This window comes from Phaeobacter sp. CECT 5382, assembly GCF_001457775.1.
Lineage (GTDB): Bacteria > Pseudomonadota > Alphaproteobacteria > Rhodobacterales > Rhodobacteraceae > Pseudophaeobacter.
The window spans coordinates 81,958-98,814 of sequence record NZ_CYSG01000009.1; the positions used below are offsets into that span (position 1 = coordinate 81,958).

13 protein-coding genes are annotated in these 16,857 nt (G+C 57.9%); 5 read left to right on the forward strand and 8 right to left on the reverse strand.

What is annotated here, in order from left to right; all coding sequences use genetic code 11:
* Positions 1-40: 40 nt before the first annotated feature.
* On the reverse strand, positions 41-565 hold the full coding sequence (locus PH5382_RS11440) for a hypothetical protein (protein WP_058334516.1): 525 nt from the start codon (positions 563-565) through the stop codon (positions 41-43).
* Positions 566-789: 224 nt separating this feature from the next.
* Between PH5382_RS11440 and hemB the strand changes: the two genes are divergently transcribed.
* Positions 790-1,788, forward strand: coding sequence for a porphobilinogen synthase (gene hemB, locus PH5382_RS11445; protein WP_058334595.1), 999 nt, complete (start codon positions 790-792; stop codon positions 1,786-1,788).
* 310 nt (positions 1,789-2,098) lie between these two features.
* Complete coding sequence (locus PH5382_RS11450) at positions 2,099-2,674, forward strand: lipid-binding SYLF domain-containing protein (RefSeq protein ID WP_058334517.1); 576 nt, start codon at positions 2,099-2,101, stop codon at positions 2,672-2,674.
* A 176-nt stretch (positions 2,675-2,850) separates the two neighbouring features.
* On the opposite strand, the gene PH5382_RS11455 is transcribed toward PH5382_RS11450, so the two are convergent.
* The gene (locus PH5382_RS11455) at positions 2,851-3,723 is read right to left on the reverse strand and encodes an NAD(P)-dependent oxidoreductase (RefSeq protein ID WP_058334518.1); all 873 of its coding nucleotides are present in this window, start codon (positions 3,721-3,723) and stop codon (positions 2,851-2,853) included.
* A 123-nt stretch (positions 3,724-3,846) separates the two neighbouring features.
* Here PH5382_RS11455 and PH5382_RS11460 point away from each other — a divergent pair, with 123 nt between their 5' ends.
* Together PH5382_RS11460 and PH5382_RS11465 are read left to right on the forward strand one after the other, a co-directional pair.
* On the forward strand, positions 3,847-6,321 hold the full coding sequence (locus tag PH5382_RS11460) for a penicillin acylase family protein (protein ID WP_058334519.1): 2,475 nt from the start codon (positions 3,847-3,849) through the stop codon (positions 6,319-6,321).
* Positions 6,321-7,559, forward strand: coding sequence for a cation:proton antiporter (locus tag PH5382_RS11465; protein ID WP_058334520.1), 1,239 nt, complete (start codon positions 6,321-6,323; stop codon positions 7,557-7,559). The genes PH5382_RS11460 and PH5382_RS11465 overlap by 1 nt, the downstream gene beginning before the upstream one ends.
* 69 nt (positions 7,560-7,628) lie before the next feature.
* Here PH5382_RS11465 and hflX read toward each other — a convergent pair whose 3' ends face one another.
* The 4 genes from hflX to trkA form a co-directional block, all read right to left on the reverse strand.
* Entirely contained in the window at positions 7,629-8,900 is a 1,272-nt protein-coding gene (gene hflX / locus PH5382_RS11470; RefSeq protein ID WP_058334521.1) for a GTPase HflX, read from the reverse strand.
* Positions 8,900-9,139, reverse strand: a complete 240-nt coding sequence (gene hfq / locus PH5382_RS11475; RefSeq protein ID WP_058334522.1) for an RNA chaperone Hfq — start codon at positions 9,137-9,139, stop codon at positions 8,900-8,902. Before hfq ends, hflX begins: the two co-directional genes overlap by 1 nt.
* A 133-nt stretch (positions 9,140-9,272) precedes the next feature.
* Positions 9,273-10,808: a TrkH family potassium uptake protein gene (locus tag PH5382_RS11480; RefSeq protein WP_058334523.1), complete on the reverse strand. Its 1,536-nt coding sequence runs from the start codon at positions 10,806-10,808 to the stop codon at positions 9,273-9,275.
* A gap of 1 nt (position 10,809) precedes the next feature.
* Positions 10,810-12,186 (reverse strand): Trk system potassium transporter TrkA, encoded by a 1,377-nt coding sequence (trkA, locus tag PH5382_RS11485; protein ID WP_058334524.1) that lies wholly within the window; start codon positions 12,184-12,186, stop codon positions 10,810-10,812.
* Between the two features lie 139 nt (positions 12,187-12,325).
* On the opposite strand from trkA, the gene PH5382_RS11490 reads away from it, so the two are divergent.
* Entirely contained in the window at positions 12,326-12,865 is a 540-nt protein-coding gene (locus PH5382_RS11490; RefSeq protein ID WP_231751858.1) for a hypothetical protein, read from the forward strand.
* Between the two features lie 254 nt (positions 12,866-13,119).
* Here PH5382_RS11490 and PH5382_RS11495 read toward each other — a convergent pair whose 3' ends face one another.
* Together PH5382_RS11495 and PH5382_RS11500 are read right to left on the reverse strand one after the other, a co-directional pair.
* Positions 13,120-14,529 carry a nitrogen assimilation response regulator NtrX gene (locus PH5382_RS11495; RefSeq protein ID WP_058334525.1) on the reverse strand — a complete coding sequence of 470 codons (1,410 nt, stop codon included), beginning with the start codon at positions 14,527-14,529 and terminating at the stop codon, positions 13,120-13,122.
* A complete protein-coding gene (locus PH5382_RS11500; protein WP_058334526.1) occupies positions 14,526-16,808 on the reverse strand; it encodes a sensor histidine kinase NtrY-like in 2,283 nt (760 codons plus the stop codon). Before PH5382_RS11500 ends, PH5382_RS11495 begins: the two co-directional genes overlap by 4 nt.
* Positions 16,809-16,857 lie beyond the last annotated feature (49 nt).

A 16,857-nucleotide genomic window follows, 5' to 3' on the forward strand; every position in this document is an offset into this window, starting at 1 on the left:
CCGTTTCACCGGTCTTATATTAGATTAGATCAGATTTTGTTTAGCCAAGTGGACCAATATTCAGGTTCTGATACATGCCCCACATCGCCGTGGCGAAGATAAAGACCATTCCGAGCAGTTGAATACAGATGCGACAGGCAGTCATGGCTTTGTAGAGCTCTTCCCCTGTGGGTTCATTCGCTGCAATGTTCTGTGCAAAGTACAGGTTTACCAAACTGACCAGAGCCAGAGGGAACATCAACAAAAACACCGATTGGGCAATCTCAACCTGCAGAACAAAACCCAGTGTCGCGAGCACGGACAATATAAAACAGGTAAACCCCAGCAACCAGACCCCGGCAGAGTGCACGACAAACAAAAGCCGGTTGATGTTGATACGAACCAGATCCGCCAGATCCCGGGCAGATTGCCCCCCATGCTTTCGGGCACGGTGAACCATGTCAAAGGGCACCCCCAAAACACGATGACTCAAAGTGGACCACAAAACGGCCAATGCGATCCAATACCAAAGGTTGGAAAAAGACCGCATATCAATCATTTCGCTAAGAGTTTGGAACACGGTCAAATTCTGGCTGCCTTTTACTCACACGCAATACTTCTATTTCCGCTCCTGCAAAAACCGTCTCTACGGGGACAAAATCCTGCCCGGAACCGACCCTATATCAACTGACTGCTCTTTCCGCACAAGCCCCATAGCCAAGGCATAAAAAAGCGCGGCGATTGTGCCACTTGCCAGCACCCAATATTTCATGCGATTCAAACCGCAAGACAATAATGAATGAGTTTTCCATGAAGCCCACCGTCGCTCCTTTTCCTGCCGCCCGCCTGCGTCGCACCCGGGTCAGCCCGGCAATTCGTGGACTGGTGCGTGAAAACACCCTAACCACCGACGATCTGATCTGGCCGGTTTTTGTCCGCGATGGTGAAGGTATCGAAGAGCCTGTCGCCTCGATGCCGGGTGTTGTGCGCAGGTCAGTGGACAAGATAGCAGAAGCCGCGTTTGAGGCTCAGGCTCTGGGCATCCCGGCAATCTGCCTGTTTCCCTACACCGATGCTTCCCTCAAGACCGAAGACTGTGCCGAAGCCTGGAACCCCGACAACCTGTGCAATCGCGCGATCCGCGCAATCAAGGCCGTAGCGCCGGATATCGCCGTGATGACGGATGTGGCGCTGGATCCCTATAACATCAACGGTCATGACGGCTATGTCGTTGACGGTGAAATCCTCAATGACGAAACCGTCGAGGCCCTGGTCAAGATGACGCTGGCACAGGCCGAAGCAGGCGCGGATATCATCGGCCCTTCGGACATGATGGATGGACGTATCGGAGCAATGCGCACAGCGCTGGAGGCCAAGGGTCATCGCAATGTGTCGATCCTGTCCTATTCGGCCAAATATGCCTCTGGCTACTATGGCCCGTTCCGTGATGCCGTTGGGGCCTCCGGGGCGCTGCAGGGGGACAAGAAGACCTACCAGATGGATCCCGGAAATTCCGATGAGGCCATGCGACTGATCGAGCGCGACCTGCAAGAAGGTGCCGATATGGTCATGATCAAACCGGGTATTGCCTATCTCGATATCTGCTACCGGGTGAAATCCACCTTTGGCGCGCCGACCTTTGCCTATCAGGTTTCCGGGGAATACGCGATGATCCAGGCCGCTGCGCAAAATGGCTGGATCGACGGCGAAAAAGTGATGCTCGAAAGCCTGATGGCGTTCAAACGGGCCGGCTGTGACGGCATCCTGACCTACTTCGCGCCTGAAACTGCCCGCATCCTCAATGGGTAACAGATCTGTCCCTGTTCGCCGATGCTGCCGCTGACCATAGACCTGCATGATGAGCCAGCTTTGCGTTAAGTCAGCGCCTTCGGTTGGGGCTGATTACGAATAATTGAAATGAAGTAAGGCGAGATGCCGCCCATTGCCCCGGCCAATTTCTGCTCAGAGTGATGACAGCGAGAGCTATTGCCCCTATAAATACAGGCAGAGCCGGAAAACCGGCCTTTTCAACGTCACCCGTCTCAAGGCTAGTCAATCGTATTGCAGTATTGCGAAAACGCATTTTTGGCCCCGGACACCAGGACAGGCAACTGGATATATGAGCAGCAGATCTTTTGAGCGCATGTCGCGCCGTGGTTTCACCCTTAGTCTTTTGGCCGGCGCGGGCGTGACCGCCGCCTGCGGTAATGGCGTTGGCAACTCCAACAGCGCGACCATTGACGCGCGCGTTGATGCAACGCTGAACCAGATGTACAGCCAATACCCCAACACCATCACACTGGCCGAAAAATCCACAGGCATGCTGATCATGCCGCTGGTCACAGAAGCAGGCTTTCTTGTTGGTGGCGCCTATGGGCGCGGCGCGCTGCGTATCAACGGCGCGACCGTCGACTATTATTCGACCGTAAAAGGCAATGCCGGTCTGCAGATCGGCGCGCAGCAATATGCCCATGTGTTGTTCTTCATGACACAGGACGCGCTCAGCAGCTTCCGCCGGTCGTCTGGCTGGGCCGCTGGTGCGGATCTTGAATATGTCGTGCGCAACGACGGCAACAACGTGACAGCCGATACCAACACCCTGACATCACCGGTTCTGGCGGCTGTCTTTGGGCAATCTGGCCTGCGCATCGGCGCAACCCTAGAAGGCACAAAATACACCCGTATCATCCCATAGTGGATTGCGTTTCCGGCCTCTGGGAAACGCTCGGAACCAAATTTACCAAATCCGGTAGGACAATAACCAAAAGGCGGCGCAGTGTTCTGCGCCGCCTTCTTTAACTGTTAAGCACAGTTTCTATCGCTTTGCTTGGCACACACCTTGGTTTAAGTCCCTGGCGTCACCCCCTGGCTTCAGTCCAGCGTGCGCAGACGTTTGATCAGCGACGAGGTATCCCAGCGACCGCCACCGATCTTTTGCACCTCCTTGTAGAATTGATCCACCAAGGCCGTGATCGGCAGGCTCGCGCCGGTCTCATTGGCGGCGTCCAGACAAATACCCAGGTCCTTGCGCATCCAATCCACCGCAAAACCATGTTCGAAATGATCGTCGAGCATGGTCTCATAGCGATTGGCCATCTGCCAGCTACCAGCCGCCCCCTGGCTGATCACCTCGACCACGGCGCGCCCGTCCAGATCGGCCTTTTCAGCAAAATGCAGCGCTTCGCTGAGGCCCTGAACCAGGCCGGCAATTGCGATCTGATTGCACATCTTGGTCATCTGCCCTGCACCGCTATCGCCGATCCGACGGCAGATCCGTGCATAGGCATCAATCACTGGCTCGGCCCGATCATAGGCCGCAGTATCCCCGCCACACATCACGGAGAGCACGCCATTTTCCGCCCCGGCCTGACCACCGGAAATCGGCGCATCCACAAATGCAATGCCAAGCTCGGCAGCTGCCGCATAAAGCTCTCGTGTGACTTTGGCCGAGACTGTAGTGTGATCCACAAAAACGCTGCCCGGCTTCATCCCTGCAAAAGCGCCATCCGGCCCCAGACAGACAGAGCGCAAATCGTCATCATTGCCTACGCAGGCAAAGACGAATTCCGCCCCATCAGAAGCTTCTCGCGGCGTGCTTCCAAAGGAGCCGCTATGTTCCTTTGCCCAGGCCTCTGCCTTGGCAGATGTGCGATTGTAAACTGCGACCTCGTGCCCGGCTGTCTTCAGATGCCCTGCCATCGGATAGCCCATGACACCCAATCCCAGAAATGCTGTCTTTGCCATTTGCTTTTCCCCTGTTCTCAACTGGCTTATGTTGGCGCCACCCTAGCACCGGGCTGCCAAGGTGCAATCCGCTGGCGTCAAACAGACGCCCAAGGGCAACAAAATATAGGAAACCGACCCTTTATGGCACGTCTCTTTCGCTGGCTTTTGCGGCTCACGGCTGCACTGATTCTCCTGACATTGCTGGCCAGCTGCCTTGCCTATTTCCTGGCGGCGCAATCGCTGCCCGAATACGACAAGGAAATCACTCTGCCCGGTGCCTCGGCTCCGGTCGAAATCATCCGCGATAATGCCAATGTGCCCCATATATTTGGCAGTTTTGGCGCCAGCGACGAAGATGTCTATTTTGGCCTTGGCTATGCCCATGCACAGGATCGTCTGTGGCAGATGGCGGTGATGAGACGGACGGCACAGGGTCGCTTGTCAGAGATCTTTGGCAACCGGACTGTGGAAACCGATACCTTTATCCGACGCCTTGATATCTATCGGCTGGCCCAGCAATCCCTGAGCGCACAACGCCCCGAAGTGCTGCAGGCGCTCTCCGCCTATTCCGCCGGCGTCAATGCCCGCCTGCTGGAGATCAACGAAGAGGCCCTGGGCCGCGGCGCGCCCGAGATGTTTTTGTTCAATATGCCTATCGCTCCCTGGCAGCCAGCCGACAGCATCGCCCTGCTTAAACTGATGGCACTAAAACTGTCCGGCCACCTGAAAGAAGAAGTCCTGCGCGCCCGTACCTCGCTGATGCTGGATAATCCGGAGCGACTGCGCGATATCTTACCCGACGCACCAGGCAAAGGCATCACAGCCCTGCCGGAGTATGCAGCCCTGTTTCCTGAACTTCCAAGATTTGCGGCCACAGAACCTGCACCGCAGAACGCCCTGTTTCCTGTCGCTCCGCGCGGCCTTGCCGGGGCCTCCAACGCCTGGGCGGCAGCGCGCAACCGCTCGGCGGCGGGTGGCACTCTTCTGGCCAATGATCCGCATCTGGGCCTCACCGCGCCCGGCACTTGGTATCTGGCCCGAATGGAGCTGGCCACAGGTGGCGTCATTGGCGGAACCATTCCCGGCATTCCGGCCATTCTTGCCGGACGTTCGCAGCAGCTCGGTTGGGGCATCACCTCGTCTTATCTGGATGATCAGGATCTTTTCATTGAAAAACTGAACCCGGAAGATCCGCTGGAATATCTTAGCCCGGATGGCTACAAGACATTCACGTCACGCCCCTCGATCATCAAGATCAAGGACGCGCCCCCCGTAACCCTGACCCTGCGCTGGAGCGAAAACGGACCTGTTCTGCCAGGCTCGCTCTTTGGCCTATCAGCGATCACCCCGCCCGGGCATGTCGTCAGTCTGGGTTGGAACGCGCTTGATCCGCAAGACAGCTCCATGAGTGCCGCAATTGCCCTGATGCGCAGCGCCACCGTCGCAGACGCCATTGCTGCAGGTGAGGACTATCTGGCGCCTTCGCAGAATCTGGTGCTGGCGGACCGCGACACCATCGCGCTGAAAACCATCGGAAGCTTTCCGGCGCGTGATGCCCGCCATCAAAGCAAGGGGCGGCTGCCGTCACAGGGCTGGCGACGCGAAAACCGCTGGCAGGGGCGTGCACCCTATGCGGCTAACCCGGAGTTTATAGCACCACGTGGCGGCATTCTGGGCAATACCAACAACAAGATCCTGGAGCGCCCTTTCCCCAATCACGTCTCGTTTGAATGGGGCGACACGCAGCGCATCAACCGCTGGCGGCGCCTGATGCAAAATCGCCAGGTCCATACCCGCGACAGTTTTATCGAGGCGCAACTGGATACGGTCTCCTACACCGCTCGGGCGCTGCTTCCGATCATCGGTGCAGATCTGTGGTTCACCGGCGAGGCGGCAGCTGATGGCAGCCGCGCGCGACAGCGTCAGATCGCGTTGACCCTCCTGTCGGAGTGGAACGGTGAGATGAACGAGCACCTACCAGAGCCGCTGATCTATGCCGCTTGGCTGCGCGCGCTGCAGGTGCGTCTCATTGCAGATGAGCTTGGCCCGCTTGCCGAAGACTTTCCGCATGTGGATCCTTTGTTCATCGAACGGGTCTACCGTGATGTCGATGGCGCCGCCATCTGGTGTGACGTGCGTCAGAGCACGACCCGCGAAACCTGCACTGACATGGCCCGGCTGGCACTGGATGACGCGCTGATCTGGATCGAAGAGCGCTATGGCAGCGCTCTGGAATCGCTGCGCTGGGGCGATGCGCATCAGGCCACGCAGGACCACGAAGTCCTGGGCGAGGTACCGCTATTGCGCTTTTTCGTGAACATTCGCCAATCCACCAGCGGCGGCGACAATACGCTACAGCGCGGGCGCACCTCGGGTCAGGATCCAGACCCGTTCCAGAACGTGCATGCCGCCAGCTTTCGCGGGGTCTATGATTTCGCCGACCCCGACAGCTCACTCTTTATTCTTGCGACGGGCCAATCCGGCCACTTCTTGTCGCGCTACTACGATGATATGGCGCAGCTCTGGCGACGAGGCGAATACATTCCCATGTCGCTGGACGAAGATCTCGCCCGGGCTGCCGCCGTTGGTATCACCAAAATCACGCCGCGAAACTGATGCAGGATCAAGCCCTGACATTGATCGTCCTTGGCCTGTTGTTCTTCACTGGCCTGGCGGCCGACCGTATCGGACGGCGGCTGCGCCTACCGCGTGTCACATTATTGCTGGGCTTTGGCTTGATCGTGGGCCGCCCCGGGTTGGATCTGCTCCCCGCTGCCATCAGCGACCTCTACCCGATCGTGGCGGTGGTCGCGCTCAGCGCGGTTGCGGTTTTGCTGGGCAGCACACTGTCCTCTGCCAATCTGCGCCGCCATGGGCGGATCGTACTGATCGTCTCCGTGGCGGTGGTGCTCGTCACCCAAGGGGTTGTGACACTCGGCTTGTGGGCCACGGGCCTTCCACTGGCGCTGGCGCTCGTGCTTGGTGCGCTGGCGACGGCAACCGATCCGGCAGCCACTTATGATGTGATTGACCAGTCCGGTTACGACAACAGCTTTACCCGGAGGCTCAAAGGAATAGTCGCTGTGGACGATGCCTGGGGGCTACTTGCATTCAGCCTGTCGATGCTGGCGCTCCGCTTGGTCAACGATATTGGTGGAGAGCCGGATCCGCTGACTCTGGCGGTCTATGAGCTCGGCGGATCAGTTGCCCTGGGTGTTGCAATTGGCCTACCTGGGGCCTTTCTTACCGGGCGTTTTTCAGATGGAGAGCCGCTGCGCATCGAAGCCCTGGGGCTGATCTTCTTGACCGCAGGTCTGTCGCTGCTTCTGGATCTGTCCTATCTAATCGCCGGCATGACCACCGGGGCGGTGATCGTCAATGTTGCCCGTCATCATACCCGCACCTTTCATGAAATCCGCAATTTCGAGTGGCCTTTTCTTATTGTCTTCTTTGTGCTGGCCGGGGCTTCACTTGATGCCGAAGCGCTAACCCTCGCCGGCACAACCGGGCTAGCCTATGCGCTGCTACGCATCATCGGTCGTGCCCTTGGTGGTTGGATTGGTGGTACTTTGGCGCGAGCACCTAAACAGGAACGCCGCTACTATGGCGCAGCTATGCTGCCACAGGCCGGTGTCGCCATTGGCATGGCCCTAGCCGCAGCCGAACAACTACCCGAGTATGCCACCCAAATCACCGCACTGGCCATTGGAACCACTGCGGCCTTCGAACTGATTGGCCCTCTTGTGACGGCCCTGTCCCTGTCCCGACAAAAAGCAGGTCAAATTGATCCGGACACTGAATCAGATACTGACCGTCATAGTACAGAACGACATAGTACTGACCGACGTAGCTGATGCAAAAACCGCGCCGTGCATAAGCACGACGCGGCTTCAATTCTTCGGGACACATCCGAAAGCCTTGCCCTACAAGGCCTTGAACTGGGCCTTCTGGCGGTCTGTCCAGCGTACTGTCAGCTGAAAGCCGTCTTCGGTCTGCTCTTCGCTGATCACCAGATCCTGGCTGAATAGCCAAGCACGCTGTTTGCCCTGCGCAAAGCTCAGCGTAAGCTCTTCCAGATGGCGCACGCCTTGCAGCTTGATCGCGATATCATCCAGCAACCCGTCGATGCCTTCGCCGGTCAGGGCCGAGATCGCGTGAATACCCTCTTCGCGCGCAGCCCTCTGACGCCGGGCTTCGGCCACATCCTCGGGCAGCTGATCCAGCTTGTTCCAGACTTCGATTTGGGCGCGATTTTCATCCACGCCGAGCGAGGTCAGAATAGCCTTCACGTCATTGGCCTGGTTCTGGCTTTCATCATGGCTGATATCACGGACATGCAAGATCACATCCGCCGCCAGAACCTCCTCCAGCGTGGCCCGGAAAGCCGCAACCAACTCGGTGGGCAGATCGGAAATGAAACCAACCGTATCGGACAAAATGATTTCCGGCCCATCCGGCAGCTCCACCCGGCGCATGGTCGGGTCCAGTGTAGCGAACAGCATATCCTTGACCATGACCTCGGCGCCAGTCAAACGATTGAAAAGCGTCGATTTTCCGGCGTTAGTATAGCCCACCAAAGCAACAATCGGATAGGGGATCTTGGCCCGTGCAGCCCGATGCAGGGTGCGCGTTTTCACCACCTTTTCGAGTTGGCGACGCAGGCGCACAAGGTGTTCATCAATGGCGCGGCGGTCCGCCTCGATCTGGGTTTCGCCGGGTCCGCCGACAAATCCAAGACCGCCCCGCTGGCGCTCCAGGTGGGTCCAGGCCCGTACCAGACGCGTTCGCTGATAGCTGAGCGCGGCCATTTCAACCTGCAACACGCCTTCACGGGTGCGCGCCCGGTCAGAAAAGATCTCGAGGATCAGGCCGGTCCGGTCGAGTATCTTGACCTTCCAGGCCTTTTCGAGATTGCGCTGTTGAACCGGTGATACGGGACCATCGATCAGGACGAGATCAATTTCTTCTCCCTGAAAGATCGCCTTCAGCTCTTCGATCTTTCCGGAACCAAACAGCATTCCTGCATGCGCCTTTGGCAGGCGCACAACGCTGGAGCCGATCACGTCAAGATCGGGCAAGGCCTCCGCCAGGGCAACACCTTCGGCCAAAGCAGGCTCGGCGGGGCGACGCCCGTGATCTGATTTGATATCCGGATGCAGCACCCAGGCGCGGGTACGGATCCTGTCGTGCTCCATCAAGAGGCGTCTTCACCTTCATAGAGGCTGATCGGCTGGGCCGGCATGATTGTGGAAATCGCATGTTTGTAGACCAGCTGCGACTGGCCATCGCGGCGAAGCAACACGCAGAAGTTATCAAACCAGGTGATGACCCCCTGCAATTTGCCCCCATTGATCAGGAAAATAGTTACTGGAACCTTGGTTTTGCGAACGTGATTCAGGAATGCGTCCTGAAGGTTTTGTCTGTCCGAAGCCATATTAATATCTCTCGCCTTTGTTCTTGCACCGCGCTGCGGACCAGCGCGCCTAATTATTTTTGAGTATGAACGGAGATTCTGGCAGTTTCCAGCCGAAAAACACCTCCGATCCCTTCAGGTTAGTCGGGAATGCTCAGCTGCGCCAGAGATTTGGCGACAAAAGCGCAATGATGGCCAGGGTTTCCAGGCGTCCTAAAACCATCGCAAAACAGAGGATCAGCTTTGCAACCGGCGTCAATGTGGTCAACACAATCGGCGCATTGCCGGCAAGTTCCACCAGCGGCCCGGTGGTGGACAGCGTCGCAATGGCCAAGATCAAGGATTGCTCAAAATCGCTGCCAACCGCCGACAGCGCGATACTGATCAGCGCCAGCGAAAGGGCAAACAGCATGAAGAAGACCCAGGCGACAAAAGCGCCGTTCTTTTGCAGGCGCTTGTTGCCACCGCCCTCGCCACTGATCGACGAGGGGTGAACCAGGCGCTCCATCTCGCGCATACCATTGAGGTAAAGCGCGAAGACCCGCAGCAGCTTAACTCCCCCGGCCGTCGTGGCCACACCGCCACCGATGACCGAAAGCCCCAACAGGATCATGCCCGGCGTCTGCAACCCCGACCATTGGCGCGTTGTATCCCAATCTGCACTTTCAAAACCCGTTGTCGACAGAAAGGACAGGACTGTAAAAAAGGCGCCCCAGAGAGACCGAAGCACCTGCACCGCATCATCCGGACCACTAACCTCAAAGGAAGCCAGCCAGTGACGCAGGAACAAAAGCAATGGCATGGCAACGACAATCAGCAGCCCAGTGCGAAATTCCGGATCCTTGTCCAACCGCCCTGACCCCACAGTCACCGTGTCGTTGGAAAATGTCAGCCGCGACAGAGCAAAGAACATGAACAGGAACATCACCATCTCGCCGCCGATGCCGCTTGTGGCATTCTCAGTGCCACCAACCGCCGATATCCCTGAGGTCGCAAGCACCGACATGGCATGGCTCAGACCAGCCAGTGGCTGTGCCCCGGTCATCATCAGCAGCAGCCACAGCACCAACGTAAGCCCGCCATAAACCGGTGCCAGCGTCCAGGCCACGATCACCAGGCGTCGTTTCGGGTCGGTCTCGGCCATATGCATCGGCATAGCACTGCCACCGCCAGGCTCTCCGCGGGCGGTGACTTCAAAGCCACCTAGCGACAATGGGGCCAGAACCGCTGAGGCAGAGATCCACATCAGCAAGCCGCCCATCCAGGCCACCATGGCCCGCCACAAATGCACGCTGGGCGGCAGACGCCCCGGATCCTGATAGATATCCGCGCCGGTGGTGGTGACTGCGCTCACCATATCGAAATAGGCATTGAGAAAACTGGTGTTGCCAAGCGCATCCTGCACAGGGATTGCCAAAAACAGCGGCAGCACCACAAAAGTGGCCAGCAGCGACAACAGCTGTCCCGGCATGCCATAACGTGGCACCCGGTTCCCAAGAGACAGCCCCATCAGGGCAACAAGGAACAGGCCGAGAATTCCGGTATAGAGAAACGCCTGCGAGGTCGGATGATCATTCAGGATCAGCGCGTGCAGCGCCGGGATCCACATGGCCAGTGAGGCAATGCTCCAGATCAGCAGGAACAAAGGCAGGCGCATAATTCCGCGCGGTCTCTTATTACGGCGCCCCATCCTAGAAATAGTCGATCGACACCTGCATCAGACGTTCCACTTCGGGGACGTCATCCGCCATGGCAAACAGGGCGATCACATCGCCCTCGTCTATCCGCAGGCCACCACTCGGGCGCAGCACCTCGTCTCCCTTGCGCACCGCTCCGACAAGCACCCCTTCGGGAAAGTCGATATCGCGGATCGCCTTGCCGGCCATCGGAGATGTCCCCATGACCTCGGCTTCGATCACCTCGGCTTCGGCATCGCCAATGCTGTAGACCTGCCGTACCCGGCCATAGCGAATATGGCGCAGGATCGAACTGACCGTAGTGGCACGCGGGTTGATAAAGGCGTCGATACCAAGTGGTGCCATCAGCGGCAGCAGGGTCGGATCGTTGATGAGGGCAATCACAAAGGGGCAGCCTTCGGCCTTGGCCCGGACGGCGGCGAGCATATTGGTTTTGTCATCATCGGTCACTGCCAACATGGCATCTGCCCGATCAATCCCCGCCTCGATCATCAGCGAACGGTCTAGACCATCCCCATTGAGAACAATGGTCCGCTCCAGTGCTTCGGCGGCATGTTCTGCACATTTACGGCTTTTTTCGATCATCTTGGCGCGGATGCGGCTAGTGCCGCCTTCCAGTGCCTTGGCGACCTCCAGCCCGACATTGCCGCCGCCAACAATCACCACACGATCCTGACGTTTCTCTGTCTTGCCAAAGACTTCGATAGTGCGGTTCACGTCGTCCACATGGGCAAAAACATAGCAGCTATCGCCCACAAAAAGCTGATCGCCCGGTTCAGGCGCGAACAATGTTCCTTCGCGGCGCACGCCAACGACGATGGCACGCAGGGTGGAAAACAGATCCGTCAGTTGGCGCAGGGGGGTGTTCACGACCGGACAATCCTGGTCGATATGAATACCAAGCAGTTGCGCCCGCCCCTCCATGAAGATTTCCGTATCAAAGGCGGCCGGGGCCGAAAGTCGTTGCATCGCCGCCGCTGCGACCTCCCGTTCCGGGCTGATCACCACATCAATCGGCAAGTGGTCACGACGATATAGATCGCTGTAGATTGCGGTTAGGTAGCTGCGGGCCCTCAGGCGCGCAATTTTCCGCTGGATCGCAAAGACCGAATGCGCCACCTGGCAGGTGACCATGTTGACTTCGTCGGAATGGGTGGCCGCGATGATCATATCCGCATCCCGCGCCCCGGCCCGGTCCAGAACATCCGGATAGGAGGCAAAGCCTGCAACGCCTTGAACATCCAGCGTATCCGTGGCGCGTCGCACCAATTCCGGGTTGCTGTCGACCACCGTCACATCGTTGTGTTCACCTGAAAGATGCCGAGCGATCTGCCAGCCAACCTGGCCTGCGCCACAGATAATAACTTTCATGCCATTGTTCCTTGGCGCTATTCCTTGGCGCGTTCTTGGAGGCGCGTTTTTCCCATTTTGAATGCCAGATGCCGCCGAAAGGGTCAAATCAATTGTACCGCTGCCGAAAAAGCGGCAGCATGACATCATGGAGATGACCATGCGACTCATGATTTTTTCTATTGGCATGTTGGGACTTGCCGCCTGCGGCCCCCTGCCCGTGTATTATCGGGCGGATACAGCTTTTGGCCAGCAACAGACGGATGAGCTTGCCTGCGCGGTCAAAGCCCTGAAAGAAGCGCCAGTCGCCAATGAAATCCGCCAGAGACCGCCGGTTTATTATCCTGGCGGGCAGTATTGTTCAGGCGGAAACTGCTGGACGCGGCCCGGATACTGGGTGGATGGCGGCATTTATACGGTGGATGTAAACGAAGGGCTGCGCAGTCGGCTGGAACAATCCTGCATGGCCCAAAAGGGGTATCAGCGACTGGAGCTGCCCCGCTGCAGCAAAGAAGAGATTGCCGCCTATTCGACACCGGCGGGTCCTGCACCGTCCGGAACAGGACTATCTGGTTCGGTGCGGTCTGGTACGGGGCAGTCTAGTGTCCAGAAATCTGGTCGCAACTCACCGGTGCTGACCCCGCAATCCTGTGTCGTGCGCCTGAAAGACGGCAGCACCCGCATCTTGTCGCCGCTCTAGTCTGCCCATTCCAACCTTTGGCCAGCCTGTGGCACATTCATGCCAGCGTCTTGCCTTTCAGGGTCTTGCTTTCAACCAGGTCTAGCCTCAACCCAGACCCTCTTCGTCAACCCTGGCCTCGTCAACCCTGGCCTTTGTCTTCAGCCCGGTGTCTTCAGCCCGGACTAAAGTCCGGACTTTAGTCCGGATCTTCTGGCATCTGTCGCGTCCAGCTTCGCTCTTCAAGATCTATCCAGGCTTTGGATGCGGTAGGGTCAGACCTCCTCCTCTTCCTTTTCAACATGTGCAACCCGCGCGCCGGTCTTGTTGGAGGTCACCACGCCCAGCGACTTCAGCTTGCGATGCAACGCCGAGCGTTCCATGCCCACAAAAGAGGCCGTTCGGCTGATATTGCCGCCAAAACGATTGATCTGAGTCAGCAGGTACTCGCGTTCAAAGGCTTCGCGCGCTTCGCGCAGCGGCAGTGTGGCCAGCGCACCTGACAGCACAACACGCCCCTCTTCTTCGACTTTTTCTTCCTCGCGCGGCAGGTCTTTGGCTTCGATCGGACCACTGCCATCACCAAGGATCAGCACCCGTTCAACCATGTTCTTGAGTTGGCGCACATTACCCGGCCAGGTCATCGTCTGCATCAGGGCCACGGCTTCTTCTGTCAGCTCACGCAGGGGCAACCCCTGGCTGTCGTTGAACTGGCGAATGAAATACTCTGCAAGCTGCGGGATATCTTCACGCCGGTCCGCCAGCGACGGCACCGCAATCGGCACAACATTGAGCCGGTGATACAGTTCCTGGCGGAAACGATCCCCAGAAATTTCGGCATCAAGATCCTTGTTGGTGGCCGAAATCACTCGCAGATCAACCCGCACCTTGTCGTTGCCGCCGACCCGCTGAAACTGCTGGTCTACCAGCACCCGCAGGATCTTGGATTGGGTGCCCAGTGGCATATCTGCCACCTCGTCAAAGAACACCACGCCACCATGGGCCTGCTCCAGCAGGCCGGGCTCAACACCCCGTTCAGAAGTTTCGCGGCCAAACAAAACCTCTTCCATCCGGTCCGGCTCGATGGCGGCACAGCTTACGGTCACAAAGGGGGCTGACTCGCGACCAGAATTGCTGTGGATATAGCGGGCAGCAATCTCCTTGCCGCTGCCGGCAGGGCCGGTCAACATGACACGGCCGTTGGATTTGGTAACTTTGTCCAACTGGCCGATAAGCCCGCGAAAGGCAGCCGAGGCGCCAATCATATCGGAGCTCCCGGTCTCCTTGCGACGCAGATCGGTGTTTTCCCGTCGCAGCTGCGAGGCCTCCATGGCGCGCCGGATCACCACCATCAGCTGGTCAATATTGAAGGGCTTTTCGATAAAGTCATAGGCCCCCTGCTTGATCGCTGCGACCGCAATTTCGATATTGCCGTGACCGGAAATGATCACCACGGGCACCTCGGGATTGTCTCGTTTAACCGTCTTGAGGATATCGATCCCATCCATCTGACTGTCCTTGAGCCAGATATCCAGGATCAACAGCGCCGGCGGCTCTTGGTTGAGCTCTGCCATGCAGTCTTCGGAATTTCCGGCTTTGCGCGTCGCGTATCCTTCATCCTCAAGGATGTCGGAAATCAGCTCACGGATATCACGTTCATCATCAACAATCAGAATGTCACTCATGTCAGACCTGCTTTCACTGTATTACGCATCGCGTGTGCCGCGCCGGCAGAGGCGGGCAAGCGAATTACTGCCATGGCACCACAATGTTGGTGCCCTTCAAAGATCGGTGCATCCTCAAGCGAGAGCGCACCGCCGTGTTCTTCAATAATTTTTTTCACAATCGGCAGCCCCAGTCCGGTGCCTTCGTTACGGGTGGTGACATAGGGCTCAAACAGCCTGGCCCGATCTTCTGGTAGACCGATGCCATTGTCGGCAATCGTCACCTCATATCCACCTGTTGAAATCTCACGCACTAACACATGGATCTGCGGGTTCAATGGCCCCTCATGCCCCTTGCGTTTGAGGCTTTCAATAGCCTCGCCTGCGTTCTTGATCAGATTGGTCAGGGCCTGCCCAATCATGGTGGCATCCAGATCTGCCCAAAGTGGAGTTTCTGGAAGTTCTGCTGAAATCGTCACATCAGGTTGCCCGGTTTGCTGCAGGATCACCGCATCGCGTACCAGCGTGACCAGATCTTCTTCGCGTCGTTCAGGTTCCGGCATACGCGCGAATTTGGAGAATTCATCGACAATCCGCCGCAAGTCATTGGTTTGGCGAATGATCACATCGGTCATCGACTGCAGCTGATCGCTGTTCTCTTCGCCCAGTTTAGGGGCAAACTTTCGTTTGATCCGCTCTGCACTCAGCTGGATCGGCGTCAGCGGGTTTTTGATTTCATGGGCAATACGACGCGCGACATCCCCCCAGGCGGCCATTCGTTGCGCACTAACTAGATCTGTCACGTCATCAAAGGCCACAACATAGCCTTCGAGCCGCCCATCATCGGCGCGCCGTTGCGACATTCGCACCAGCAAGTTTTCCAGCCGTCCCTGCCGGGTCACCTTTATTTCCTCCTGCTCGGCCTCGACCCCAGTAGCGATCAGGGTTTCAAACAGCGGCCCGAATTCAGGGATAGCCACCGCAAGCGCCAGCGATTGCTGGTCTTCCTGCCAATCCAGCAGCCGTTCAGCTGACCGGTTCACAAAGGTGATCCGACCTTGTTCATCCAAGCCGACCACCCCAGAGGTGACAGAAGACAGCACCGAGTCAAAGAGCCGTCGCCGACGTTCGATTTGATTTGTATTGTCCAACAGGGTCGCCCGCTGCGCCCGCAATTCCCGCGTCATTTGGTTGAAGTAGTGGCCCAACTGGGAAATCTCGTCGCTGCCGTCTTCCTCTGGCACCTGCACGTTCAGGTTTCCTGCCCCAACGCGCTGCGCGGCCACCGTCAAACGCCCGACGGGGCGCGACAGCCGTTCGGCAAACCACATACCCAGCCACATGGCCGCAAGGATCAGGATCAAGGCAAAACCGATATAAAGCAGACCAAATTCGAACAGAACCCGGCCGCGTTCGCTTTCCAGCTGCTGATAGAGCAGCGCCGTTTCCTGCGTCTCGTCCAACAGATTGAGCAGTGCTCCATCCACGTCCCGGCTGATATATAGAAAACGATCGACAAAGGCATTGAGCCGCACCAGCGCGCGAAACTCGTTGTTGTCCCAATCCTGAATGATCGTCATGCCGCTTTTCGAAGCACGCGCGATGTCCGCCTCACTCGGCTGTTCAAAGTCGAACTCGTAGGAGCGCTCGCCACGTGCGCGGATGCGGCCTGCACCGTCGATAACATAAGCCTCGCGCAATCCGCGCTGGATCTGCAGCTGCCCCTGGGTCAGCACCTGACGCAGCTCGGCATCATTCATGAAGAAACTACGGCTTCGACTTTTGTCCAAAAACCGCGACAGGGCTTCAGCGTCCGTGGTGATGTCACGCCGTTGTTCTTCCTGATAGGCTTCGGCCGCAGAGAGCGAGCTGCCAATTACCTGTCTGACACGTTCGGAGAACCAGCCTTCAAGTCCGACATTCACCGTAAGCACGGCAAAAACCGCGACGATCACCGTCGGCCCCAGGGCCAGAAATCCGAAGGCGCCGATCAGTCGCAGATGTAGGCGGGAACCTGCCGATTTTGACCGCCGCGCCGCAAAGAGCCGCACGATCTGCGTCAGAACCAAGGCCGCGATGGCCATGATATAGACCATGTCGGCCAGCAGAATCAGCCGCAGAGGCAAGGACGAGGCCCCATGCCCCAATGGTCCAAAAATCAAAAAGGTCAGCAGCGCCAGAAGCGGGCCAAGCACCACCATGCCAAGGGTGCCGATATTGCGGGCCCGGCGCGTTTTGCGCCATCGGTCCAAGGCCAGAAATGGCCCATACCCCGCCCGTAGTTGTGACTTCTGCGCCACGCGCTGCCCTCATCCTGATGTGTGACCCTAGGGGTCAACCGCCATATCT

Bases quoted from the DNA above. Each gene is read 5' to 3' on its own strand.
- PH5382_RS11490 (WP_231751858.1), top strand. From the start codon at position 12,326: ATGCGACTCATGATTTTTTCTATTGGCATGTTGGGACTTGCCGCCTGC.
- PH5382_RS11450 (WP_058334517.1), top strand. From the start codon at position 2,099: ATGAGCAGCAGATCTTTTGAGCGCATGTCGCGCCGTGGTTTCACCCTT.
- PH5382_RS11460 (WP_058334519.1), top strand. From the start codon at position 3,847: ATGGCACGTCTCTTTCGCTGGCTTTTGCGGCTCACGGCTGCACTGATT.
- hfq (WP_058334522.1), bottom strand. From the start codon at position 9,139: ATGGCTTCGGACAGACAAAACCTTCAGGACGCATTCCTGAATCACGTT.
- PH5382_RS11465 (WP_058334520.1), top strand. From the start codon at position 6,321: ATGCAGGATCAAGCCCTGACATTGATCGTCCTTGGCCTGTTGTTCTTC.
- hemB (WP_058334595.1), top strand. From the start codon at position 790: ATGAAGCCCACCGTCGCTCCTTTTCCTGCCGCCCGCCTGCGTCGCACC.
- trkA (WP_058334524.1), bottom strand. From the start codon at position 12,186: ATGAAAGTTATTATCTGTGGCGCAGGCCAGGTTGGCTGGCAGATCGCT.
- PH5382_RS11480 (WP_058334523.1), bottom strand. From the start codon at position 10,808: ATGGGGCGCCGTAATAAGAGACCGCGCGGAATTATGCGCCTGCCTTTG.
- PH5382_RS11455 (WP_058334518.1), bottom strand. From the start codon at position 3,723: ATGGCAAAGACAGCATTTCTGGGATTGGGTGTCATGGGCTATCCGATG.
- hflX (WP_058334521.1), bottom strand. From the start codon at position 8,900: ATGGAGCACGACAGGATCCGTACCCGCGCCTGGGTGCTGCATCCGGAT.
- PH5382_RS11495 (WP_058334525.1), bottom strand. From the start codon at position 14,529: ATGAGTGACATTCTGATTGTTGATGATGAACGTGATATCCGTGAGCTG.